We start from the raw sequence: 22,630 nt of genomic DNA on the forward strand, positions 1-22,630 counted from the left end.
GTGGTACGCCGTCAGATGGGGCGTGGTACGCCATGAGCGACACAGCACGGTCGTGGTGCGGGGCATCGTCGGCCGACCGCTACCCTGGCCGGGTGAATCGTCGCTACGTCCTGCCGCTCGCGCTCGTGCTCCCGATCCTCGTCATCGTGGTCGTGGCGTTCAACGTCCGGGCGCCGTACGTGGCGCTCGGCCCCGGCCCCGTCTTCGACACGCTCGGCGAGATCGAGGGCACCCCGGTCGTGGCGCTCGAGGGGATCGAGGCGGACGAGACCGAGGGCAGTCTGTTCATGACGACCGTCGGGGTCACCGACAATCTCACCCTCGCGCAGACCTTCACCGCCTGGATCAGCGGTCGCTACGGCGTCGCGCCGCGCGAGCAGGTCTATCCGCCCGACCGCAGCAAGGACGAAGTGCAGGCCGTCGACCAGGCGCAGTTCGCCCAGTCGGAGCGGTCCGCCGAACTCGCCGCTCTGCACTATCTCGATCTGCCGGTGACCCTGCGGATCGCCGAGGTGGGCCAGGACGCTCCCGCCTCCGGGTTGCTCGAAGCGGGCGACCGGATCGTCGCCGTCGGCGGCGAGGAGATGCGCACGGCCGGCCAGGTCCAGCGCGCGGTCGGCGACGTGCCGCCCGGCGAGTCGGTGGGCATCACCGTCCTGCGCGGCGATGCCGAGGAGTCGTTCGACGTCCCCGTCGGTCCACGGCCCGGCGACCCGGACAAGGGCTTCCTGGGCATCGCCACCGAGGAGGTTCCCGAGGTGCCCTTCGAGGTCACCTTCAACCTGGCCGACATCGGCGGCCCGTCCGCCGGCCTGATGTTCAGTCTGGCCGTGGTGGACAAGCTCAGCCCGGGCCTGCTCAACGGCGGCCTGGACGTCGCCGGGACCGGCACGATCGACTCGGACGGGATGGTCGGGCCGATCGGCGGGATCACCCACAAGCTCACCGCGGCGTCGGAGGACGGCGCGACCGTCTTCCTGGTGCCCGCCGAGAACTGCGCGGAGGCGCAGAGCGGCGCCCCCGAGGGTGTGCAGCTCGTGAAGGTCGAGACGCTCGAGGGCGCGATCGACGCGCTGGCAGCGATCGCGGACGGACGCGACGCGCCGACCTGCAGCTGACCCATCCGCCGCCGAGGGAGCGACAGCGCGGTGGCCGACAGCTCAGTAGTCGTCGTCGCTCGCCTCCAGGGTTGCGTACAACGCCGCCACGACGTGCGGGGCGAGGTTGTCGTAGGTCCGCAGTTCGGCACCCGCGAACGGATCGTCGTCGTCGAGCGGACGCAACTGCAGGAGCGAGAGCGACGGCCCGTCGCGCAGGACCGCGGAGATGAGGCGGGCGGCGCGTCGTTCCGGGTGAGTGTGCGCTGCGAGTCGTGCCGCCTCGTCGGCCGCGTGGGTGTCGGCGAGCAGCGGCGCGAAGGCGTCGTCGAGTTCGTTCTCGGCGCTCGGCGGCAGCACCACCACCTCCTGCACGAGCGCGCACCCGGCGACAGAGCCGGGCCAGGTGGTCGTGGCGAGGAACTCCTCGAGTGCGGGACTGCCGCCCTCGACGTCGTCGGGGAAGTCCTCCTGCGCGATCGGGGTGTACTCGTGTCCCTCGTCGAGCTGGTCGGCGAGGGTGGGTTCGGCGGCTGCGAGGAGCACGGTCGGGACGAGCGCGAACATCACGGGAGGGCGGTCCCAACCCTCCGCATCCGCGAAATCGATGATCTCGTGGACGGCGCGCGCGAGTCCTTGTTCGGAAGGTACGGGAAGACGTTGGTTCACCGGCCTATCCTGGCACCCGTACGCGGGTGTGCGCTGCCGGACCTGCGTCGTACGACCCCCGGTAGGAGGATTCCGTAGAGTGGGGCGAAACGGTCACTCCGTGACAACGAGGCGCGTTCGTACGCGTTCGTCGAGCGCGAGATGTACAGATGCGGTGCGATCGCGCCGCCGGACGAGTTGGGAGCGTGGCACGTGGGCATGAGGCCCCCGACCGGAGTACCTACATTGTCGAAGCGGAGCAGAGTTCTGCTGATCCTGGCAGTGGTGGCCGCAGTGCTGCTGCTGCTCGGACCACGGTTGGTGGACACCTACACCAACTGGCTCTGGTTCGGCGAGGTCGACTTCCGGGACGTATACGTCAAGGTTCTCCTGACCCGGATCGCACTGTTCCTGGTGGTCGGGTTGTTCATCGGCGGTGTCGTCTGGCTGGCGATGCTGCTCGCCTACCGGTCGCGCCCGGTCTTCGTGCCGACCACCGGACCCAACGATCCGGTGGCGCGCTACCGCACCACCGTGATGACGCGCATGCGCGCCTTCGGGATCGGCATCCCGGTCGTGCTCGGTGTGCTCTCCGGTCTGGTCGCCCAGGCCGGCTGGGTCACCGTGCAGATGTTCTTCAACGGCGGCGACTTCGGCACCACCGATCCGCAGTTCGGTCTCGACGTGGGCTTCTACGCCTTCGACCTGCCGTTCTACCGCTTCGTGCTCAACTGGTTCTTCGTCGCGATCGTGCTCGGTTTCATCGCGAACCTCGTCACCCACTACATCTTCGGCGGCATCCGTCTCGCCGGTCGCGGTGGAAGCATGTCGACGGCCTCGCGTGTGCAGCTGGCGGTCCTCGCGGGCCTGTTCGTCGCGTTCAAGGCGTTCGCCTACTGGCTCGATCGGTACGAACTGCTGTGGAGCAGCCGCAAGGAACCCACCTTCACCGGTGGTGGCTTCACCGACATCAACGCGGTGTTGCCGGCCAAGCTCATCCTGCTCGCGATCGCCGTCATCTGCGCGATCGCGTTCTTCGCGGCGATCTTCCTGCGCGACCTGCGGATCCCCGCGCTCGCGACGGCGCTGCTCGTGCTGTCGTCGATCCTCGTGGGTGCGGTGTACCCGCTCATGGTCGAGCAGTTCTCGGTGCGCCCGAACGCTGCCGACAAGGAGAGCGAGTACATCGAGCGCAACATCGCCGCGACCCGCGAGGCGTACGGCATCACCGACGACAAGGTGGCGTACGAGGACTACCCGGGCGTGGGTACCACCTCGCCCGAGAACATCCCGGCCGACATCACCACGATCGCGAATGCCCGCCTGCTCGACCCGAACGTGCTTCCCCGCACGTTCACGCAGCAGACGCAGCTGAAGAACTTCTACGGCTACCCCGAGTCGCTCGACATCGACCGGTACGAGCTCGACGGTCGTATGGAGGACTACATCGTCGCGGCGCGTGAGCTCTCGCCGACGAGCCTGACCGGTAACCAGACCGACTGGATCAACCGCCACACCGTGTACACGCACGGCAACGGTCTCGTCGCGGCGCCCGCCAACCGTGTGAACGCCGCCGCGAGTGCGTCGGCGGAGGAGGCCGCCAACAGCAACAGCGGCTATCCCGTCTACTTCGTCAGCGACCTGGCGTCGCTCGCCGCGGAGAACCAGGTCATCCCCGTCGAGCAGCCCCGCATCTACTACGGCGAGGTCATCGCCGAGGCCGATCCGGACTACGCGATCGTCGGCAACAGCGCCGACTCGTCCGGGCCGCGCGAGTACGACACCGACACCGAGAAGTACACCTACACCGGCTCGGGCGGCGTCGACATCGGCAACTGGTTCAACCGGCTCGCCTTCGCCGCGAAGTACGGCGAACGCAACATCCTGTTCTCGAGCGCCATCGGCAGCGACTCGAAGATCCTGTTCAACCGCGACCCGCGTGAGCGCGTGACGAAGGTCGCGCCGTGGCTGACGGCCGACGGCGACGCCTACCCGGCCGCGATCGACGGCCGCATCAAGTGGATCGTCGACGCGTACACAACGCTCGACTACTACCCGTACGCGCAGCGCGCGTCGCTCGAGGGCCTCGTCGAGGACAGCATCGACCAGAACACCGGCCGGTTGCTGCCCCGCAAGGAGGTCTCGTACATCCGCAACTCGGTCAAGGCGACGGTCGATGCCTACGACGGCACCGTCACGCTCTACCAGGTCGACGATCAGGACCCGGTCCTGAAGGCCTGGATGGGTGTCTTCCCCGACGCGGTGACCCCGCAGGACCAGATCTCCGACGAACTGCGGGCGCACTTCCGCTACCCGGAGGACCTGTTCAAGGTGCAGCGCGAGATGCTCGCCAAGTACCACGTCGACGATCCACGCGAGTTCTTCACCAACAACGCGTTCTGGTCGGTGCCGGCCGATCCGACGGTCGACACCAGCGCGAACCAGCCGCCTTACTACCTGCTGATGGGCGATCGTGAGACGGCGGATCCGCGGTTCCGTCTGACCTCGGCGATGGTGGGTTACAACCGGCAGTTCCTGTCGGCGTACATCTCGGTCGAATCCGATCCGGAGAACTACGGCAAGTTCACGATCCTGCAGCTACCGACGGACACACAGACCTTCGGTCCGGAGCAGACGCAGAACGCGATGATCTCCGACACCCGAGTGGCTTCGGAGCGGACCCTGCTCGAACGGTCCAACCGGATCCAGTACGGCAACCTGCTCACCCTGCCCATCGCGGACGGCGGCATCCTGTACGTCCAGCCGATGTACACCGAGCGCAATGCGACGGCGGGCAGCACGTCGACCTTCCCGCAGCTGTCGCGCGTGCTCGTCAGCTACCGGGAGCCGGGTGCCAGCGGTGGTGTCCGGATCGGTTACGCGCCCACTCTCGCCGGTGCGCTCGACCAGGTCTTCGGTCCCGGTGTCGGCGACGCGGCCACCGCTCCCGGTGGCGAGGCGTTGCCCACCGCCGAGGTCGAGGACGAGACCCGCGGTGAGGCGATCGGCGAGGGCACGGAGGAGCAGAACCAGCCTTCCGATCAGCAGCAACAGCAGCCCGCCTCGCCGGCGCCGACCGCTCCCGCGAATCGCGATGCCGCGGTCGCGGAGCTCGATTCGGCACTTGCGGAGCTGGCCAACGCGCAGACCAGCGGCGATTTCGAAGCCTACGGTCGGGCGCTGCGGCGGGTGCAGCAGGCCGTCGACGCCTACGAATCCACTGGCGGCTGAGTCCACCGGCGGCTGATCCGGTAACGGAAACGGACACGACGAAGGCCCGCGGTGCGAACCGCGGGCCTTCGTCGTGTTCTTGGAGGCGGTCTGCGTCAGCGACCGGCCAGCGTGATGTCGACGATCTGCGCGAACTCGGCGCCGAAGCCGTACTGCTGGGCGAGCTGGTTGGCGGTGTCGACGGCCTGGGCGACCTCGGCCGGCAGCTCGGGGGCGGCCGGGGCCGCGGGTGCCGGAGCCTCGGGAGCCGGCGCGGGAGCCTCGGGCGCGGCGGGAGCCGGCGCGGATTCGGTGGTCAGGTACTGACCGCAGACGGGCCACGCACCGGGACCCTGCGTCTGCAGGACGTTCTCGGCGACGCGGATCTGCTCCGCCTTCGAGGCCTGGTCCGCGCGGCCGCTGCCGCCGTTGGCCTCCCAGGTGCTCTGCGAGAACTGCAGGCCACCGTAGTAGCCGTTGCCGGTGTTGATGGCCCAGTTGCCACCGCTCTCGCACTGGGCGACGCCGTCCCAGTTGTGCTGGGCGGCGGACGCGGTGCCGGTGGCGAGCGCGAACGGAACCGCGGCGAGTGCACCGGTGACGACGGCAGTGCGGAATGCACGCGTGCTGAAGTTGGTCATGCTGTGGAGTCCTTCCCGCGCTCGCGGAGCGCGACGGCCCTCGTCGATCTCGGCCGACGGAGAATGTCTCCGTCCGGATCGGGGACCATGTCGGTCGCGTCCCTGCCCCTCGGGTCTTCGTAGGCACCGGATCCCGCGGGGCAGACTGGCGGCGACGGGCCGGTGGTGGCTCGGCTGTTTCGAGCCGGGACCGACAGTACAAAGCGTGTCGCGGCTCGTCACCCCTGTGCCGAGAGAGTCTCCTATCCACCTGATGGGATGACGTCGCGGGATTTTCCCAGTTCAGGGCAGTGATAACGGGGTTCGATGCAAGATCGTTACACCTCCGTTATGTGGTGATAGTCATGGTGGAAATGTGAACCGGGTCACCCGGAAGGGGCGGTGATTCCGGGTGTCGTCGAGGAATATCCGCGTCCGACAAGGCGATTTGCATTCCGTTTCCGCGCTCGTGTAGGTTCGTTCATGCAACGCGGGGTGGAGCAGCTCGGTAGCTCGCTGGGCTCATAACCCAGAGGTCGCAGGTTCAAATCCTGTCCCCGCTACCACCACGAAGGCCGGTCGTCTCGGACGACCGGCCTTCGTTCGTTCGTGGGTCACCCGCGGGCGGCGGTGCGCCCCTTCTCGGGATCCTCGGGAACATCCATCTCCACCAGCACCCGGCGCAGCAGCTTCCCTGTGGCATTGCGCGGCAGCTCGTCGAGGAAGACCACTTCGCGCGGGACCTTGTACCGGGCGAGATTCGCCTTCACGAACGCCTTGATGTCCTCGGCGTCGCGGGAGGAATCGGGTGAGGGGACCACGAAGGCCCGCAGTCGCTGCCCGAACTGTGAATCGGGGACCCCCACCACGGCGGCGTCGAGCACGTCCTTCCGTTCGGCGAGCAGGTTCTCGACCTCGAGCGGATAGACGTTCTCGCCGCCGGAGACGATCATGTCGTCGTCGCGGCCGTCGACGAAGAGCAGGCCGTTCTCGTCCCAGTGCCCGATGTCGCCGATCGACAGCAGTCCGTCGATGCGTTCCTTGTCGCGACCGTCGGTGTAGCCGGCGAAGGACAGGCCGCTCGAGACGAAGATGCGGCCGGAAACGTGAGGTTCGGTGATGCGGTGGCCGTCGTCGTCGAACAGCACCACCCGGCAGGTCACGGGAGGACGACCGGCCGTGCCGGGCGCCTGCCGGATGTCGTCGGGGGTCGCAACCGTCGCGACGGCGCATTCGGTGGATCCGTACAGGTTGTACAGCACGTGCCCGAAGGCCTCCGTGGTCCGGCGACACACGTCGGGTGAGAGCGACGAACCCGCGGAGAAGACGATCTTCAGGCTCGAGGTGTCGTACTCGGCGATCTTCTCCGGTCCGAGGTCGAGGATCCGTTGCAGCATGGTCGGGACGACGACCAGCACGTTCGCTCCGTGCTGCTCGACGAGGCCCAGGGTGTCGACGGGGGAGAAGCGCCGCATCATCACCACGGTCTGACCGAGCGCGAGGGCGAGCGCGAACTGTGAGACGCCGGTGCCGTGGAAGGCGGGGGCGGCCATGAGCATCGTCTGCCCGGGGCGCAGCGGAACCCGATCGAGGAACTGGGCCGACGCGAACGGCGACGTGCGGCCGCGCGGCGCCCCCTTCGGGGTGCCGGTGGTGCCGCTGGTGAGCAGCACGAATCCACCGAAGACCTCCGGGGCGGGCAGGGACGATCCGTCCATGCCTTCGATCGAGTGCTCCAGTGTCGGGATATCGGGGACCTCGTCGTCCACCCAGGAGACGTACCGGCGCACGTCGTCTGGGAGCGCGGCGGCGACATCGGCGAACTCGCTGTCGAAGACGAACGTCGAGACCTGTTCGCGCGCGGCGACGTCGACGAGTTGGCGCGGGGCGAAGCCGGTGTTCATCATGACGAGCCGCACGCCGAGCTTGGCGGTGGCGAGCATCGTCAGCACGAGACCGCGGTGATTGCGGGCCATGATGCCCATGACCGATCCCGGTTCGACCCCGGCGCGCTGCCACGCACGCACGAGGGCGTTGGAGCGGGCCTCGAGTTCCTTGTAGGTGACGTCGCCGGCCTCGTCGATCAGTGCGACGGCGTCCAGACCGCGTTCGGCCTGCGCGTGCACGGCACCGGCGAAGGGACCGTACTTGTTGGCCGCCATGATCGTCCCGATGCTGTGGTCCACGCGCGGGAAGTGCAGCAGACCGGAGCGATGGAGTACCGCGAGTGATCCGACGGTGTCCTTGACCTGGCCGATCGTGTCGTCGAGCGTGATCCGCCCGCCCGTGATCCTGCCGAGAATGTCCTGACCGAGCATCCGTCCCCCTGGTTGTGTGTCGGCGTCAGGACACACAGTAGCCGTGACGTAGCTCACATTCCAGGCAATCTTCTCCGGATGATCTTCCTGGAACGGGTAGAGCCCTCGCCGCGCCTGCGGCGAGGGCTCGTCCCCCGATGGATCCTCCGAAACGCCCGGTACCGTCGCCGGCCCCGGTCCCATCCCTTCGGGGCCGGCGGACGGACCCCATGCCCCGGGCGTTATTTCAGTTCGGAGGACGACTTTCCGAGCACCCGTCGAGCGACGATGAGCTGCTGGATCTGCTGGGTGCCCTCGAAGATGTCGAGGATCTTGGAATCACGTGCCCACTTCTCGAGCAGGGGCCGCTGCGAGTACCCGTAGGTGCCGGCGAGTTCGACGGCCTTGAGCGAGACCGCGGTGCCGGTGCGGCCGGCCTTCGCCTTGGACACCGATGCCTCGAGGGAGTTGGGCTTCTTGTTGTCGGCCATCCACGTCGCGCGCAGAGCGAGCAGGTAGGCGGCCTCCCAGTCGGCCTCGAGCGCCAGGAACTCGGCGGCCGCGGCGTGCTGGTTGTTGGCGGGGACGTCGTAGGAGACCTCGACGCCCGCCTCCTTCAGGATCGTGCGCAGTTCCTCGAGTACCGCGCGACCGAGACCCACGGCCATGCCGGCCACGATCGGACGCGTGTTGTCGAAGGTCTGCATGACCCCCGCGAACCCCTTCTCGGTGTTCACCTCCGGAGAGCCGAGGATGTTGTCCTTCGGGATGCGGCAGTTGTCGAGCACGAGCACGGCGGTGTCGGACGCCTTGATGCCGAGCTTCTTCTCGAGGCGGGCGACCGAGAGCCCGGGAGCCTCGCGCGGCACGACGAACGACTTGATCGCGGCGCGGCCCTTCGACCTGTCGACGGACGCCCACACGACGATGTGCGTGGAACGCTCACCGGCGGTGACGAAGATCTTCTCGCCGTTGAGGACCCACTCGTCGCCGTCGAGCACGGCCGTGGTCGTCACGGCCGCCGAGTCGGATCCGAAGCCGGGCTCGGTGATCGCCATCGAGGCCCACACCTTGCCGAAGCGCTCGAGCTGCTCGTCGGTGGCCACCGCGGCGATCGCGGAGTTGCCGAGGCCCTGGTAGGGGATCGACAGGGTCAGGCCGACGTCGCCCCAGCACGTCTCGATGACGTTGAGGAGACCGGCCATGTTGCCGCCGTTGGCATTTCCGGCGGGGCCGTCCTGCTTGGCCTTGCTGTCGCGGCCGAGCGTGGCGCCCGCCGCGCCCTGACCGGAGTCGTTGAGCCCCTCGACCATCGCGGCCATGGTGTCGAGTTCGACGGGGTACGCGTGCTCGGCGAGGTCGTACTTGCGGGAGATCGGCCGGAAGATCTGCGCGGCGACCTGATGGGCCTGGTTCGCGGAAGCCTTGAGCTTCCGGGGAAGTTCGAGATTGATCATCACAGGTTCCTTGTTCGGGTCGGGCCGATCAGACGAGGACGACGCCCTCGGCGACTCCGATTGCTCGCAGGTCGCGGTACCAACGTTCGACGGGGTGTTCCTTGGTGTAGCCGTGGCCGCCGAGCAGCTGGACACCGTCGAGGCCGAACTGCATGCCCTTGTCGGTGGCGAGCTTGCGGGCCAGGGCCGCCTCGCGAGCGAAGGACAGGCCCTGCTCGGCCCGCGACGCGCCGCGCAGCGTGACCAGGCGCAGACCGTCGAGCTCGATCTTGATATCGGCCACCATGAACGCCACCGCCTGCCGGTGGCTGATGGGCTCGCCGAACGCCTCGCGCTCGTTGACGTAGGGGACCACGTAGTCGAGCACGGCCTGACCGGTGCCCATCGCCAGAGCGGCCCATCCCAGGCGCGACAGGCGCACGGCGTCGGCGTACTGCTCGGCGCGGACGTCGGCGTCGTCGTCGCCGAGACGCGCCGATTCCGGCACCGCGACGTCCTCGAGCAGCAGGCGGCCCAGTCCGGCGGCGCGCAGGCCCATCCCCGGATCGGCCTCGATGACGACGCCCTTGCTCTTCGCCTCGACGAGGAAGAGGGAGGGCTTGCCGTCGAGTTCGGCTGCGACGACGAAGAGTTCGGCGCTACCCGCGGCCGGGACGAACGACTTCACGCCGTTGAGTCGGTAACCGCTGGGGGAGCGGACCGCCTTGGTCTGCAGTGCGAAGGGATCGAACAGGGCGCGCGGCTCGGCGATGACGACGGACGCCTGGGGGACGTCGTCGCCGGCGAAGGCCGGCAGGTAGGTCTTCTGCTGGTCCTCGGTGCCCCACTGCGTCAGCGCCGCGGCCACACCGCTCGGCGCGAGGATCGGCAGGGCCAGACCCATGTCGCCGTGTGCGAGAGCCTCGGCGACCAGCACGTTGGTGACCACGCCGCGCTCGTCGGCGGCGCCGTCGAACGCCTCGGGCACGTTGACCATGGTGATGCCGAGTTCGGCTGCGCGCGCGAGCAGATCGGCCGGGGCCGCGGCGGCCTCGTCGGCGTCGTGCGCGGCGGGCCGCAGGATCTCGGCGGCGAACTCACGCACCGTCTCCGTGATCATCTGCTGATCGTCGGTGGGGGTGAGGTCGAAGAAGTCGGCGTTCTTCGCGGTGGTGAGACGCTGCGGGCCGCTCGCGCCGCCCGACACCTTCTTGAAGGTGCGCGTGGCGGCACCGAGGGTCTTGAAGCCCGTCTTCGTGGACTGATACGTGATCCGGTCGATCGTCTCGCGGAACTTGTACCGGTCGGCCAGTTCGGAGCCCGTGATCCGGGTGAGCACGCGCATGGCAGCGCCCATGGCGTCGCGTTTGATCGGATTGAGGCCGACGGCGGACGTGTCGCGAGGCGTGTGGCGGGCCACGCTGTCTTGCTTGCTCATGATCACCAGATGTCTCTCGATGCGGCAGCGGACGGCTCCGATCTTACTTCCGAGTAAGGTCGGTGTCTACTACGCGGTAAGTTCCACGGGGCGACCCCCTCACGCGACCTCTCACTTCAGCCGACCGAGCACCTCGTCGTGCAGCGTGCCGTTGGTCGCGACCGCGCTACCGCCGTGCGGGCCGTCCGCGCCTTCGAGGTTCGTGAACCGGCCACCGGCCTCGCGCACCACTACGTCGAGGGCGGCCAGATCCCACAGCGACACCTCAGGTTCGAGCGCGATCTCGAGGGTGCCCTCGGCGAGCAGGCAGTAGGAGAAGAAGTCGCCGTAGGCGCGCACCCGCCATACGTCGTCGGTCAGGGCGACGAACCGATCCCGGATGCCGCGCTCCTGCCAGCCGCTCAGGCTCGAGAAGCTCAGCGACGCCGATGCGAGATCGGTCACCTGCGACACCGAGATACGCCGGGGCTCGGCGCCGTCGTGCGACACCCAGGCCCCTCCTCCCGCAGCCGCCCACCACCGACGGTTCAGTGCCGGGGCGCTGACCACACCGACGACGGGCACACCGTCCTCGAGGAGCGAGATCAGGCTCGCCCAGACCGGCACACCGCGCACGAAGTTCTTCGTGCCGTCGATCGGATCGACGACCCACTGCCGTCCACGGAAGACCGCGTCGCCACCGAACTCCTCACCGAGCACCGCATCGTCCGGTCGCTGCTCGCCGAGCATCTCGCGGATGGTGCGCTCGACGGCGAGGTCGGCGTCGGAGACCGGGCTCAGGTCCGGCTTGTCGTCCACCTTCAGGTCCAGCGCACCGAAGCGGTCGCGGGTGATGGAGTCGGACGCGTCGGCGAGTCGGAGGGCGAGGTCCAGGTCGGCGGTGTAGTCGGTGGTCATGACGGAAACGCTAGCCGCCGTCGCTCGGGGCCGAGCAGCTTGCCGTCCACTCCGGGGTCGGCGATGCTCGACCCGGCTCGGGCCCTGCCCGTGTCGATCGCCGCCCACGGCGGGCCCGTTCGTCGCTCCGGTAACCTGTTGAATCGTGCATCCCGATGTTTCCGCAGCCCTGACCGAGCTCGACACGACCCTCCGCACCGTGGAGTCGGTCCTCGACGTCGAGGAGCTGCGACGGCGCATCGACGAACTCGAGCACCAGGCCGCCGATCCCGAGCTGTGGAACGACCAGGAGCACGCCCAGAAGGTCACCAGCGAGCTGTCGCACGCACAAGGTGAGCTGCGCCGGGTCGAGGGTCTGCGTCAGCGACTCGAGGATCTGCCGGTCCTGTACGAACTCGCCGAGGGCGAGGAGGGCGAGGCCCGCACCGCCGCCATGGCCGACGCCGACGCCGAACGTGAGAGCCTGCGCGCCGACATCGAGGCGATGGAGGTGCGCACGCTGCTGTCGGGCGAGTACGACCAGCGCGACGCACTCGTCAACATCCGCGCAGGAGCCGGTGGCGTCGACGCGGCCGACTGGGCCGAGATGCTCATGCGCATGTACATCCGCTGGGCCGACAAGCACGGCTACGGCGTCGAGGTCTACGACACCTCCTACGCCGAAGAGGCCGGCATCAAATCCGCCACCTTCGCGGTCAAAGCGCCCTACACCTACGGCACCCTGTCGGTCGAGATGGGCACGCACCGGCTCGTGCGCATCAGCCCCTTCGACAACCAGGGACGCCGCCAGACCTCCTTCGCCGAGGTCGAGGTGCTGCCCGTCGTCGAGACCACCGACCACATCGACGTCGACGAGAACGACGTCCGCGTCGACGTCTACCGTTCGTCCGGCCCGGGTGGCCAGTCGGTCAACACCACCGACTCCGCCGTGCGCCTGACACACATCCCGACCGGCATCGTCGTCACCTGTCAGAACGAGAAGTCGCAGCTGCAGAACAAGGTCGCGGCCATGCGCGTCCTGCAGGCCAAGCTCCTCGAGCGCAAGCGCCAGGAGGAGCGGGCCGAGATGGATGCGCTCAAGGGCGACGGCGGCAGCTCGTGGGGCAACCAGATGCGCTCGTACGTGCTGCACCCGTACCAGATGGTCAAGGACCTGCGCACCGAGTACGAGGTCAACAACCCGTCGGCGGTGCTCGACGGCGACATCGACGGATTCCTCGAATCGGGCATCCGCTGGCGTATGCGGGAAGAGCAGAAGTCGTGATCGGAAACAGGAGAGGGCCCTGTGCCGTTTCTTCCCGGAGCTAGACTGCTCGACTGGTTGTCGACGAGCGGGCTGCTGATCGCACTCACGATCCTGGGCGCGGTTCTCATCGCCCGGTTCGTCTCCTGGATCGGCAGCCGCATCACGCGGCGCATCGACGAGCGCTACACGCAGTCCGACGACCTCGTGCGGTCCGAAGCGACGAAGCACCGCCACTCGGTCGCCCAGGTGGTCACGTGGATGGCGATCTCGTTCGTGTACATCGTCGCCACCCTGAAGGTGTTCGACTATCTCCAGCTGCCCATCGGCAGCCTGGTCGCGCCGGCGACCGTGCTCGGCGCGGCGCTCGGCTTCGGTGCCCAGCGCATCGTGCAGGACATCCTTGCGGGGTTCTTCATCATCACCGAACGCCAGTACGGCTTCGGCGACACGGTGCAGATCTCCGTGACCGGTGCGTCCGAGGACGCAGTCGGCACCGTCGAGGACGTCACACTGCGTGTCACCCGGGTGCGCAGCACGGCGGGCGAGGTCATCACCGTCCCCAACGGGCAGATCAACAAGGCCGTCAACCTGTCGAAGGACTGGGCGCGCGCCGTGGTGGACGTGCCGATCCCGGTGACCGCCGACATCGCCGACGTCACCGAGATCCTGCGCGAACTGGGTGTCGCCGCATACCAGGAACCCCGCCTGCGGGAGCTGTTGCTCGACGAACCGAGCGTGATGGGTGTCGAGAGCCTCGAGGTGGATCAGCTCAGCGTCCGCATGGTCGCGCGCACGCTGCCCGGCAAGCAGTTCCAGGTGGGCCGTCTGCTGCGTGCGCGGATCGCGCGAGCGCTGCGTGAACAGGGCATCACCGTCACGCCCCAGCTCGACACCGCCAGCGTGGTCGATCGAGTGGAGGCACAGTGACACCGGGTGGAGGGGCCTCGGGTGGAGGCGCGGCGACCGAGCCGGAGCAGACGCACCGCAGGCGCATCCCGTCGCACCTGCTGGGTGGGCGGATCAGGACCACGACCTTCGCGTTGTGCACCCTGTGGCTCGCGCTGTGGGTGACCTATCTGTTCCTGAACCAGCCCGAGGACACCCCCGCGGCACCGTCGACCGCCGTGCTCATCTCCGAGACCCCGTACGTGCCGTACGTGCCGCCGGCGACCACGGTCCCGGAGGAGAAGTACGTGCCGGAGACCACCGACACGCCCTATCCGCCGACGACCTCGTCGCTCTCCCGGCCCACGCCGTCGACCGATGCGCCGGGTTCGGAACAGGGGGTCGTGCCGCAGCAGGACGTGCCGACCACGGGGATTCCCACCACGACGAACAGGCAGTTCCCGTTCGATCTGCCGCGGATCCCCGGGGTGAACGACCAGCAGAACCCGACGGTGACCGAGGACACCGACGCCCCGCCGTCGTAGAGCGTCGACGAGCCGGGTCAATAGGTCACCGTCCGGTAACGGTTAGCATGTCCACGTGATCCGGCTGGAGAATGTGTCCAAGTCCTACAAGACGTCCACGCGCCCCGCACTCGAAGGGGTCTCGGTGCACGTCGAGAAGGGCGAGTTCGTCTTTCTCATCGGTCCCTCCGGATCCGGGAAGTCGACCTTCCTCCGGTTGCTCCTGCGCGAGGAGAAGCCCACCACCGGCGACATCCACGTGGCCGATTTCCACGTCAATCGGCTGCCGGCGCGGCGCGTGCCGAAGCTGCGCCAGAATCTCGGGTGCGTCTTCCAAGACTTCCGGCTGCTCCAGCGCAAGACGGTCGCCGAGAACATCTCGTTCGCTCTCGAAGTGATCGGCAAGCCGCGCGGAGTGATCGAACGGACGGTGCCGGAGGTTCTCGACCTGGTGGGACTGTCCGGCAAGGCCGACCGGCTGCCCGCCGAACTGTCCGGCGGCGAACAGCAGCGCGTCGCGATCGCGCGCGCGTTCGTCAACCGGCCGCTCGTGCTGATGGCCGACGAACCTACCGGCAACCTCGACCCCGAGACCAGCCAGGACATCATGCTGCTGCTCGAACGCATCAACCGCACGGGCACGACGGTGCTCATGGCGACCCACGACCACCACATCGTCGACTCGATGCGGCGGCGGGTCGTCGAACTCGATCTCGGACGCGTCGTGCGCGACGAGGCACGCGGCGTCTACGGCGTCGGCCGGTAGATCCCGTCACCCGAGCATCCCCACCAGGCAACCGAAGGATTCCCACCCGATGCGTGCCAGCTTCCTGTTCAGCGAGGTCACCACCGGCCTGCGCCGCAACCTCACCATGACCATCGCGATGATCCTCACCACGGCGATCTCCCTCGCGCTGTTCGGTGCGGGTCTGCTCGTGGTCCAGATGGCGGGCAAGACGGAACGGATCTTCCTCGACCGGGTCGAGGTGCAGGTGTTCCTGACCGAGGACATCTCCTCGCTCGATCCGGAGTGCGAGCAGGACCTCTGCTCCGCTCTGCGCAGCGACCTCGAGGGCACCGACGACGTGGTGTCGGTCCAGTACCTGAGCCGCGACGATGCCGTCGCCGACGCCACCGAACGCGTCTTCGCCGATCAGCCCGAACTCGCCGAACTCGTGAGCGCCGACAGCTTCCCGGCCTCCTTCAAGATCAAGATGTCCGATCCGGATCGCTTCGCGGCGATCCAGGACGACTTCGGCACCAGACCCGGCGTCGACAGCGTGCTGAACCAGCAGGATCTCGTCGAGCGCCTGTTCGGTGTGCTCGGCGGCATCCGCAACGGCGCGTTCGCCATCGCTACGATCCAGGCGATCGCGGCCGTGCTGCTGATCGCCAACATGGTGCAGATCGCGGCCTTCACCCGCCGCACCGAGGTCGGCATCATGCGCCTGGTCGGCGCGACCCGCTGGTACACGCAGCTGCCCTTCCTCCTCGAAGCGGTGATCGCCGCGATCGTCGGTGCCGCGCTCGCCATCGGCGGCCTGTTCGTCGCCAAGAGCATGTTCGTCGACGACATGCTCACCGAGGTCTACGACGCGAACATCGTCGCCCGCATCACCGACAGCGACATCCTTCTCGTCTCGCCGTTCCTGGTGCTCGTGGGTGTGGGGATGGCCGCTCTCACCTCGTATGTGACCTTGCGTCTGTACGTGCGTGAATAAGGTGTTGTGCGAGGTTCCTATGCTGGACGGTGTTCTGTTCGATCGATCGTGGACCGGAAAGGCCTGCACGTGAAGGAAAAGGGCCGGAAGGTCATCGCGACCAACCGGAAGGCGCGCCACAACTACACCATCCTCGACACCTACGAGGCGGGCATCGCCCTCGTCGGTACCGAGGTCAAGAGCCTGCGGGAGGGCAAGGCCTCCCTGGTCGACGCGTTCGCGACCGTCGACGACGGCGAGGTGTGGTTGCGGGGTCTGCACATTCCGGAATACGGGCACGGCACGTGGACCAACCACGCTCCGCGCCGCACCCGCAAGCTGCTGCTGCACCGCCGGGAGATCGACGCGCTCGTCGGCAAGACCCGGGAGGGCAACCAGACCCTCGTGCCGCTGTCGATGTACTTCTCCGACGGCAAGGTCAAGGTCGAGCTCGCGCTCGCCAAGGGCAAGCAGGACTACGACAAGCGTCAGGATCTCGCCCGCCGGACCGCCGAACGTGAGGTGACCCGCGAGCTCGGCCGGCGGGTGAAGGGCATGAGCCGCTGATCGCGGTCGCGCTCGCGCTGCTTGCGGCGGTCGGTTACGGCCTCAGCGATTTCGCCGGGGGTGCCGCTTCCCGGCGCGCGAGCGCGCTCGGCGTCGTCGCCGTCACCTACCCGGTCTCGCTCGTCGTGTCCCTGATCGCCGCGTCGGTCGTCGGTGGCGACCTCACCGCGGCCTCCCTCGCGTGGGGTGCCGCGGCGGGCGTGGCCGGCGGCATCGCCGTCTGGTGGTTCTATCTCGCGCTGGCGAACGGGCCGATGTCGGTCGTCTCACCGGTCACCGCCGTCGTCGTGGCCGGGATCCCCGTGTTCGTCGGCATCGCGACGGGGGACCGGCCCGGTCTGCTCGCCTATCTCGGCATCGTCGTCGCGGTGATCGCGGTGGGGCTGGTCAGCCGCGAATCCGACGAGACCGTCACCGGTGTCGGACACCCGCGCTTCACGTCGAGGATCGCGTGGTGGACGGTCGGATCGGGCATCGCCTTCGCATTGTCGTTCGTCGGCCTCGGTCAGGTCGAGACCGGCACCGGACTGTGGCCGCTCGCCGCCTCGCGCGCGACCGCCACCCTCGTGGTCTGGCTCGTGATCGCCTTCTCGTGGCGCACCGTGGTGTGGCCGATCCGGTCGCTCCTGCCGATCCTGATCGGGATCGGTGCGATCGACGTGATCGCGAACGGTGCACTGCTGTTCGCCTACCAGCACGGCCTGCTGTCGCTGGTGAGCGTGATCGCGGCGCTGTATCCGGCGGTGACGGTCCTGCTCGCCGTCATCGTGCTCGGTGAACGGGTGAGCCGGGTGAAACTGCTCGGCCTGCTCGCAGCCGGCCTTGCCGTCGCACTCGTCAGCCTGCCCGGCTGATCCCTCCGGGATGAGGAAGAACACGAGGCACGGAACTCCGTGCCCGTCCGGGTGACCCCGACGCGGTTCCGCGGCTGGTGAGTGGCGGTGTGAGCAGGCTCATGACCCCGCCGCGAATCGTTTCCGGAAATGGGAATGACATCGGGCCCTCGGGTCGTTACAGTAGGTAGTCCTGCGAAGGTCGCAGGTGCGTACGGGGCTGAACGGTTTCGACTGCGTACGTTGAGCAAGGGGAAGCGTGTCGGTGCAGGCAAGAGACCACCGTAAGCGTCGCTGCAACCAATTAAGCGCCGAGTCCACTCAGCGCGAGTACGCCCTCGCTGCCTAAGCGAGCGCGTCTCTGTCAGCCCGGGTTTGCTCTCGACCCGGATCCTGGCATCGACTAGAGAGCTCTACCGTCCGGCTCGGTCGCGGAGTCGTACGGGACAACAAACAGCGACTGGGATCGTCATCTCGTCTTGTTCGCGAGAACGGGAGATCCGAGTAGAGACATAGCGAACTGCACACGGAGAAGCCCTCGCGAGGCGGCGGAGGACCCGGGTTCGATTCCCGGCAGCTCCACCATCGACCCGGGTAGGAGATCGACCATCGATCACCTACCCGGGTTTCTTGTTGTTCGGGTGAGCCTGATCGGCAGTGTCCTGGAAACGGCAGTGCCCGCCGTCGAGACTCAGGGTGTGAGTGTTCTCGACGACGGGCACGGTCGCTGTCGGTCCCGGAGACGTCGGAGACGGCGCCGAAACAGCGAGAGCGAAACGAAGGAATGTCCTCCCCGGCATCGTCTTCATTTCGTTCACTGAAGTTAGCTCACCTAATTGTGAGGTACCAATACTACTTTCGAGTCAGAAACTTTGGTCCCACGACCGTGATGACCTTTTCGTCCGTTATCCGTATCGACGCGCGGATCGGGGTACTCATCCCGCGCGTGCCGCGGATCGGCGGCAAGATGAGAACACCACCATCGACGAGGAGAGCACATGGCGCACGAACGAGCGGGACAGCCGGCCACCGCGGCGGATCTCGAAGATCTCGCACACCTTGTCACCGCCTACTACACCGTGCAACCGGATCCCGAGAACGCCTCGCAGCAGGTGGCTTTCGGCACGTCCGGTCATCGCGGCTCGAGCCTCGACGGTGCGTTCAACGAAGCCCACATCCTCGCGACCACTCAGGCGATCGTCGAATATCGCGCCCAGCAGGGCACTTCGGGCCCGCTGTTCCTCGGCCGCGACACGCACGCCCTGTCCGAACCGGCCTGGGCGAGCGCGCTCGAAGTGCTCGTCGCGAACGGCGTCGAGGTGGTCGTCGACTCCCGCGACCGCTACACCCCGACCCCGGCCGTCAGTCACGCGATCCTGCAGCACAATTCCGGCTCCGGTGCCCGCGCCGACGGGATCGTCGTCACCCCCTCGCACAATCCTCCGCGCGACGGTGGCTTCAAGTACAACCCGCCGTCGGGTGGTCCGGCCGACAGCGACGCGACGTCGGTCATCGCCGCCCGCGCCAACGAACTGCTCGCCGCCGGACTCGGCGGGGTGAAGCGGGTGCCGCTCTCCTCGGCCCTCGCGTCCGCCGGACGACACGACTTCCTCGCCGCCTACATCGACGATCTGCCGAACATCGTCGATCTCGACGTCGTCCGCGCTGCCGGGGTACGGATCGGCGCCGACCCGATGGGTGGTGCGAGCGTCGACTACTGGGGCGAGATCGCCGAACGGCACGCCCTCGACCTCACCGTCGTCAATCCGCTCGTCGACGCCACCTGGCGGTTCATGACGCTCGACACCGACGGGAAGATTCGCATGGACTGCTCGTCGCCGAACGCCATGGCGTCGCTGATCGGCAACCGCGAGGCCTACGACCTCGCGACCGGAAACGATGCCGACGCCGACCGGCACGGCATCGTCACCCCCGACGCCGGTCTGCTCAACCCGAACCACTATCTCGCCGTCGCGATCGACTACCTGTTCCGCAACCGCCCCGGCTGGGTGGAATCGAGCAAGGTGGGCAAGACGCTCGTGAGTTCGTCGATGATCGACCGGGTCGCCGCCGGCCTCGGCCGCGACCTGCTCGAGGTGCCGGTCGGCTTCAAATGGTTCGTCCCCGGCCTGAGCGACGGTTCGCTGGGCTTCGGCGGGGAGGAGAGCGCCGGTGCGTCCTTCCTTCGGCGCGACGGCTCGGTGTGGACCACCGACAAGGACGGCATCGTCCTCGCCCTGCTCGCGGCGGAGATCACCGCGGTGACGGAGAAGAGCCCGTCCCGCTACTACGCCGAACTCGTCGACCGGTACGGCGACCCCGCCTACGCGCGCGTGGACGCGCCGGCGACGCGCGAGCAGAAGGCGGTGCTGTCGAAGCTGTCGCCCGAGCAGGTCGGCGCCACCGAACTCGCCGGCGAACCGATCACCGCGACGCTCACCGCGGCCCCCGGCAACGGTGCTGCGATCGGTGGTCTCAAGGTCACCACCGAGAACGCGTGGTTCGCCGCCCGCCCCTCCGGAACCGAGGACGTCTACAAGATCTACGCCGAATCGTTCCGCGGCCCCGACCATCTCGCCGAGGTCCAGCAGGCGGCACGCGAACTCGTCTCGTCCGTCCTGTCCTGAGCCTGCTCGCCTACCGTGCGGCCGGGCGAGGTCGTGCGCCTCGCTAACATCGTGGGCATCATGCGGACACGTGACGCGGCGTTGCCGCGGGAAATCTGGGTTCTGGTCGTCGCGAGTTTCGTGATCGCGCTCGGCTTCGGTCTCGTCGCTCCCGCGCTGCCCCAATTCGCGCGCAGCTTCGACGTCGGTGTGACGGCGGCGACGGTCGTCGTGTCGTCGTTCGCCGCGATGCGACTGCTCTTCGCGCCCGCGAGCGGGTCGCTGGTGCAGAAGCTGGGGGAGCGGCCCGTCTACATCACGGGCCTGCTCATCGTCGCCCTGTCGACGGGCGCATGTGCATTCGCGGCGAGCTACTGGCAGCTGCTCGTCTTCCGTGCCCTCGGCGGCATCGGGTCGACGATGTTCACGGTGTCGGCGCTCGGCCTGCTCGTGCGGATCGCACCCCCCGACGCCCGCGGGCGCGTCTCCGGTCTGTACGCGACCAGCTTCCTCATGGGCAACATCCTCGGCCCGCTCTTCGGTGGTGCCCTGATCGGACTGGGGCTGCGCGCACCCTTTCTCATCTACGCCGTGGCGCTGCTCGTGGCGGCCTCGGTCGTGGGGATCAGCCTGCGGTCGTCGGAGCTCGCCCGTCCCGACAGCGGGGACGGCGTGCCCGTCATGCGCCTGCGCGACGCGCTGCGCTCGCCGGTCTACCGCGCGGCGCTGGGATCGAACTTCGCCAACGGCTGGGTGGTGTTCGGGGTCCGCGTGGCGATGGTGCCGCTGTTCGTCGTCGAGGCGCTCGACGAGGGTGAGGCGTTCGCGGGTGTCGCGCTGACCGCCTTCGCTGTGGGCAACGCTCTCGTCCTCATCAAGTCGGGCAAGCTGTCCGACCGGTTCGGGCGGCGACCCTTCGTCCTGGCCGGTCTGGTGGTGTGCGGGGTCAGCACGATCGCGATGGGATTCACCGAGAGCGTCGTCTGGTTCCTCATCACCTCGTTCGTGGCGGGTATGGGGTCCGGGCTGTCGAACCCCTCGCAGCAGGCCGCCGTCGCCGACGTCGTGGGCAGTAAGGCTCGAGGTGGGCCGGTGCTCGCGGCCTTCCAGATGGTCGCCGATGTCGGCGCGGTGATCGGCCCGGTCGCCGCCGGCTTCCTCGCGGACCGGTTGTCGTACTCGACGGCCTTCGCGGTCACGGGCGTGATCATGCTCGCGGCGACGCTGCCGTGGTTCGTCGTCGGACGGCCCCGCGTCGCGGAGCAAGCGACGCCGGTGACCGACGACACGGCGCGGTGAGGCGACCGAGCGGTACTGTCGCCGGTATGTGGGTCGGTCTCGTCTCCACGCTCGCCCGATACGGTCTGGCGGCGGTGTGGCTCGTCTCCGGTTGGGTGAAGTTCTCGGATCCGACGCAGACCGTCGTGGCGGTACGGGCGTACCAGATTTTCCCTACCGACTGGGTGCGGCCGTTCGCCGCCGTCTTCCCCGTTCTCGAACTGGCCCTGGGGTCGATCCTGCTCGTGGGTCTCGCGACGCGCTCCGCAGCGCTCGTCAGCGCGCTGGGGCTGGTCGCGCTCGTCGCCGCGATCGCCTCGGCGTGGGCGCGCGGCCTGTCGATCGATTGCGGCTGTTTCGGGGGAGGAGGTGTGGTCGAGGGCATTGGCGGCCGCGACTACGCGATCGAGATCGCCCGCGACGTCGGCTTCCTGGCGATGTCGATATGGCTGGTCGTCCGGCCGCGCACCTGGTTCGCGCTCGGTCCGGGTTCGCGGGCTGCCCTCTCAGCGGCCCCTCAGCCGTCGATGGCAGAGTGAGATCGTCCTTCCCCATCGACGAGCAGTAGAGGGCAGCATCCGTGAGCGCGAAGAAGGTCTCATCCGGCAAGTACACACCGGAGCCGACGTCGAACAGGTTCACCTACATTCTCGGCGGCATCGCGATCCTGGTGATCGGTGCGCTCGTCGTCGGTGGTGTCCTGTGGTCGTCGGGTAGCGGCGATCCCCGCAACGACGGTTACGGCTCCGTGCAGAACGCCGCGGTGGAGGTGTCGATCGAGGACGACGGTGCGATCCTGCTGGGCCGCCCCGACGCCCCGCGGACCGTCGACCTGTTCGAGGACCCGCTGTGTCCGTACTGCGCCGAACTCGAACACAAGCACTCGCAGGAGCTCGCCCAGGCGATCGACGACGGGCAGCTGGCGATCCGGTACCGGATGCTCGCCTTCCTCGACCGGGCGTCGAGCAGCGGCGACTACTCGACCCGCGCGGTGGCGGCGGCACAGTGCGTCGCCGAGAGCGGGGACGCCCGCGCGTTCTCCGCATTCCACGACGCGTTGCTGTCGCCCGACAACCAGCCGGCCGAGGGTGGCGACGGTGACATCGACAACGCGGGTCTCGCGCAGATGGCGCGCGACGCGGGTGCCTCCGAGGACGTCGCGCAGTGCATCACCGACGGCGCCCGGATCGAGCAGGCCTCGGCCGACGCGGAGGCGGGACGCCGGCTGCTCGCGACGACCGGAGCGGCCGGCACTCCGGCCGTCGTGTACGAGGGAACCGTCATCGACGCCCTCGGCAACGAGAACTGGGTGACCGAACTCGTCGGATAGACGGAGCGGTGGCGGGGG

Annotated in this window: 19 protein-coding genes, 1 tRNA gene and 1 other RNA gene; 15 read left to right on the forward strand and 6 right to left on the reverse strand. The window is 68.2% G+C overall.

Annotated features, from left to right (window positions below):
• The first annotated feature begins 92 nt into the window (after nt 1-92).
• Entirely contained in the window at nt 93-1,118 is a 1,026-nt protein-coding gene (locus ACNJ7K_RS13610) for a YlbL family protein (protein WP_120283515.1), read from the forward strand.
• 42 nt (nt 1,119-1,160) lie between these two features.
• On the opposite strand, the gene ACNJ7K_RS13615 is transcribed toward ACNJ7K_RS13610, so the two are convergent.
• The gene (locus ACNJ7K_RS13615; protein WP_159417910.1) at nt 1,161-1,766 is read right to left on the reverse strand and encodes a PPA1309 family protein; all 606 of its coding nucleotides are present in this window, start codon (nt 1,764-1,766) and stop codon (nt 1,161-1,163) included.
• Nucleotides 1,767-1,958: 192 nt separating this feature from the next.
• On the opposite strand from ACNJ7K_RS13615, the gene ACNJ7K_RS13620 reads away from it, so the two are divergent.
• The gene (locus ACNJ7K_RS13620; RefSeq protein ID WP_174247011.1) at nt 1,959-4,976 is read left to right on the forward strand and encodes a UPF0182 family protein; all 3,018 of its coding nucleotides are present in this window, start codon (nt 1,959-1,961) and stop codon (nt 4,974-4,976) included.
• Between the two features lie 95 nt (nt 4,977-5,071).
• Here the strand turns inward: ACNJ7K_RS13620 and ACNJ7K_RS13625 are convergent, their stop codons facing one another.
• Nucleotides 5,072-5,596, reverse strand: a complete 525-nt coding sequence (locus ACNJ7K_RS13625; RefSeq protein WP_120279820.1) for a transglycosylase family protein — start codon at nt 5,594-5,596, stop codon at nt 5,072-5,074.
• Between the two features lie 468 nt (nt 5,597-6,064).
• Here ACNJ7K_RS13625 and ACNJ7K_RS13630 point away from each other — a divergent pair.
• Nucleotides 6,065-6,141: transfer RNA gene (locus ACNJ7K_RS13630), tRNA-Met, on the forward strand.
• 48 nt (nt 6,142-6,189) lie between these two features.
• On the opposite strand, the gene ACNJ7K_RS13635 is transcribed toward ACNJ7K_RS13630, so the two are convergent.
• From ACNJ7K_RS13635 to hisN, 4 genes are all read right to left on the reverse strand, one after another.
• The gene (locus ACNJ7K_RS13635; protein WP_159417911.1) at nt 6,190-7,893 is read right to left on the reverse strand and encodes an acyl-CoA synthetase; all 1,704 of its coding nucleotides are present in this window, start codon (nt 7,891-7,893) and stop codon (nt 6,190-6,192) included.
• Nucleotides 7,894-8,114: 221 nt separating this feature from the next.
• Nucleotides 8,115-9,329, reverse strand: a complete 1,215-nt coding sequence (locus tag ACNJ7K_RS13640) for an acyl-CoA dehydrogenase family protein (protein WP_159417912.1) — start codon at nt 9,327-9,329, stop codon at nt 8,115-8,117.
• A gap of 28 nt (nt 9,330-9,357) precedes the next feature.
• Nucleotides 9,358-10,752: an acyl-CoA dehydrogenase family protein gene (locus ACNJ7K_RS13645; RefSeq protein WP_159417913.1), complete on the reverse strand. Its 1,395-nt coding sequence runs from the start codon at nt 10,750-10,752 to the stop codon at nt 9,358-9,360.
• 105 nt (nt 10,753-10,857) lie between these two features.
• Nucleotides 10,858-11,643 (reverse strand): histidinol-phosphatase, encoded by a 786-nt coding sequence (gene hisN / locus ACNJ7K_RS13650; RefSeq protein WP_159417914.1) that lies wholly within the window; start codon nt 11,641-11,643, stop codon nt 10,858-10,860.
• A 145-nt stretch (nt 11,644-11,788) separates the two neighbouring features.
• On the opposite strand from hisN, the gene prfB reads away from it, so the two are divergent.
• The 12 genes from prfB (at nt 11,789) to ACNJ7K_RS13710 (ending at nt 22,612) form a co-directional block, all read left to right on the forward strand.
• Nucleotides 11,789-12,907, forward strand: coding sequence for a peptide chain release factor 2 (gene prfB / locus ACNJ7K_RS13655; RefSeq protein ID WP_016693130.1), 1,119 nt, complete (start codon nt 11,789-11,791; stop codon nt 12,905-12,907).
• A gap of 21 nt (nt 12,908-12,928) precedes the next feature.
• A complete protein-coding gene (locus ACNJ7K_RS13660; RefSeq protein ID WP_225623583.1) occupies nt 12,929-13,816 on the forward strand; it encodes a mechanosensitive ion channel family protein in 888 nt (295 codons plus the stop codon).
• Nucleotides 13,813-14,319 carry an Rv3103c transmembrane domain-containing protein gene (locus ACNJ7K_RS13665; RefSeq protein ID WP_159417915.1) on the forward strand — a complete coding sequence of 169 codons (507 nt, stop codon included), beginning with the start codon at nt 13,813-13,815 and terminating at the stop codon, nt 14,317-14,319. Before ACNJ7K_RS13660 ends, ACNJ7K_RS13665 begins: the two co-directional genes overlap by 4 nt.
• A 55-nt stretch (nt 14,320-14,374) precedes the next feature.
• The gene (ftsE, locus tag ACNJ7K_RS13670) at nt 14,375-15,064 is read left to right on the forward strand and encodes a cell division ATP-binding protein FtsE (RefSeq protein ID WP_006550350.1); all 690 of its coding nucleotides are present in this window, start codon (nt 14,375-14,377) and stop codon (nt 15,062-15,064) included.
• A gap of 49 nt (nt 15,065-15,113) precedes the next feature.
• A complete protein-coding gene (gene ftsX / locus ACNJ7K_RS13675) occupies nt 15,114-16,019 on the forward strand; it encodes a permease-like cell division protein FtsX (RefSeq protein ID WP_120279813.1) in 906 nt (301 codons plus the stop codon).
• 69 nt (nt 16,020-16,088) lie between these two features.
• Nucleotides 16,089-16,565, forward strand: a complete 477-nt coding sequence (gene smpB / locus ACNJ7K_RS13680; RefSeq protein ID WP_024101458.1) for an SsrA-binding protein SmpB — start codon at nt 16,089-16,091, stop codon at nt 16,563-16,565.
• Nucleotides 16,562-17,419 (forward strand): DMT family transporter, encoded by an 858-nt coding sequence (locus tag ACNJ7K_RS13685; RefSeq protein WP_174247127.1) that lies wholly within the window; start codon nt 16,562-16,564, stop codon nt 17,417-17,419. Before smpB ends, ACNJ7K_RS13685 begins: the two co-directional genes overlap by 4 nt.
• Before the next feature lie 195 nt (nt 17,420-17,614).
• Nucleotides 17,615-17,983, forward strand: a transfer-messenger RNA (tmRNA) gene (ssrA, locus tag ACNJ7K_RS13690).
• 413 nt (nt 17,984-18,396) lie between these two features.
• Entirely contained in the window at nt 18,397-20,025 is a 1,629-nt protein-coding gene (gene pgm / locus ACNJ7K_RS13695) for a phosphoglucomutase (alpha-D-glucose-1,6-bisphosphate-dependent) (RefSeq protein ID WP_159417917.1), read from the forward strand.
• A 60-nt stretch (nt 20,026-20,085) separates the two neighbouring features.
• Nucleotides 20,086-21,303, forward strand: coding sequence for an MFS transporter (locus ACNJ7K_RS13700; protein WP_174247012.1), 1,218 nt, complete (start codon nt 20,086-20,088; stop codon nt 21,301-21,303).
• A gap of 26 nt (nt 21,304-21,329) precedes the next feature.
• Complete coding sequence (locus ACNJ7K_RS13705) at nt 21,330-21,821, forward strand: MauE/DoxX family redox-associated membrane protein (RefSeq protein WP_487041809.1); 492 nt, start codon at nt 21,330-21,332, stop codon at nt 21,819-21,821.
• A gap of 41 nt (nt 21,822-21,862) precedes the next feature.
• On the forward strand, nt 21,863-22,612 hold the full coding sequence (locus ACNJ7K_RS13710) for a DsbA family protein (protein ID WP_258258490.1): 750 nt from the start codon (nt 21,863-21,865) through the stop codon (nt 22,610-22,612).
• Nucleotides 22,613-22,630 lie beyond the last annotated feature (18 nt).

Origin of the sequence: Rhodococcus shunpengi, assembly GCF_048381395.1 — a bacterium.
Taxonomy (GTDB): domain Bacteria; phylum Actinomycetota; class Actinomycetes; order Mycobacteriales; family Mycobacteriaceae; genus Rhodococcus.

Bases quoted from the DNA above. Each gene is read 5' to 3' on its own strand.
- ftsX (WP_120279813.1), top strand. From the start codon at position 15,114: ATGCGTGCCAGCTTCCTGTTCAGCGAGGTCACCACCGGCCTGCGCCGC.
- pgm (WP_159417917.1), top strand. From the start codon at position 18,397: ATGGCGCACGAACGAGCGGGACAGCCGGCCACCGCGGCGGATCTCGAA.
- ACNJ7K_RS13640 (WP_159417912.1), bottom strand. From the start codon at position 9,329: ATGATCAATCTCGAACTTCCCCGGAAGCTCAAGGCTTCCGCGAACCAG.
- hisN (WP_159417914.1), bottom strand. From the start codon at position 11,643: ATGACCACCGACTACACCGCCGACCTGGACCTCGCCCTCCGACTCGCC.
- ACNJ7K_RS13635 (WP_159417911.1), bottom strand. From the start codon at position 7,893: ATGCTCGGTCAGGACATTCTCGGCAGGATCACGGGCGGGCGGATCACG.
- ACNJ7K_RS13625 (WP_120279820.1), bottom strand. From the start codon at position 5,596: ATGACCAACTTCAGCACGCGTGCATTCCGCACTGCCGTCGTCACCGGT.
- ACNJ7K_RS13700 (WP_174247012.1), top strand. From the start codon at position 20,086: ATGCGGACACGTGACGCGGCGTTGCCGCGGGAAATCTGGGTTCTGGTC.
- ACNJ7K_RS13705 (WP_487041809.1), top strand. From the start codon at position 21,330: ATGTGGGTCGGTCTCGTCTCCACGCTCGCCCGATACGGTCTGGCGGCG.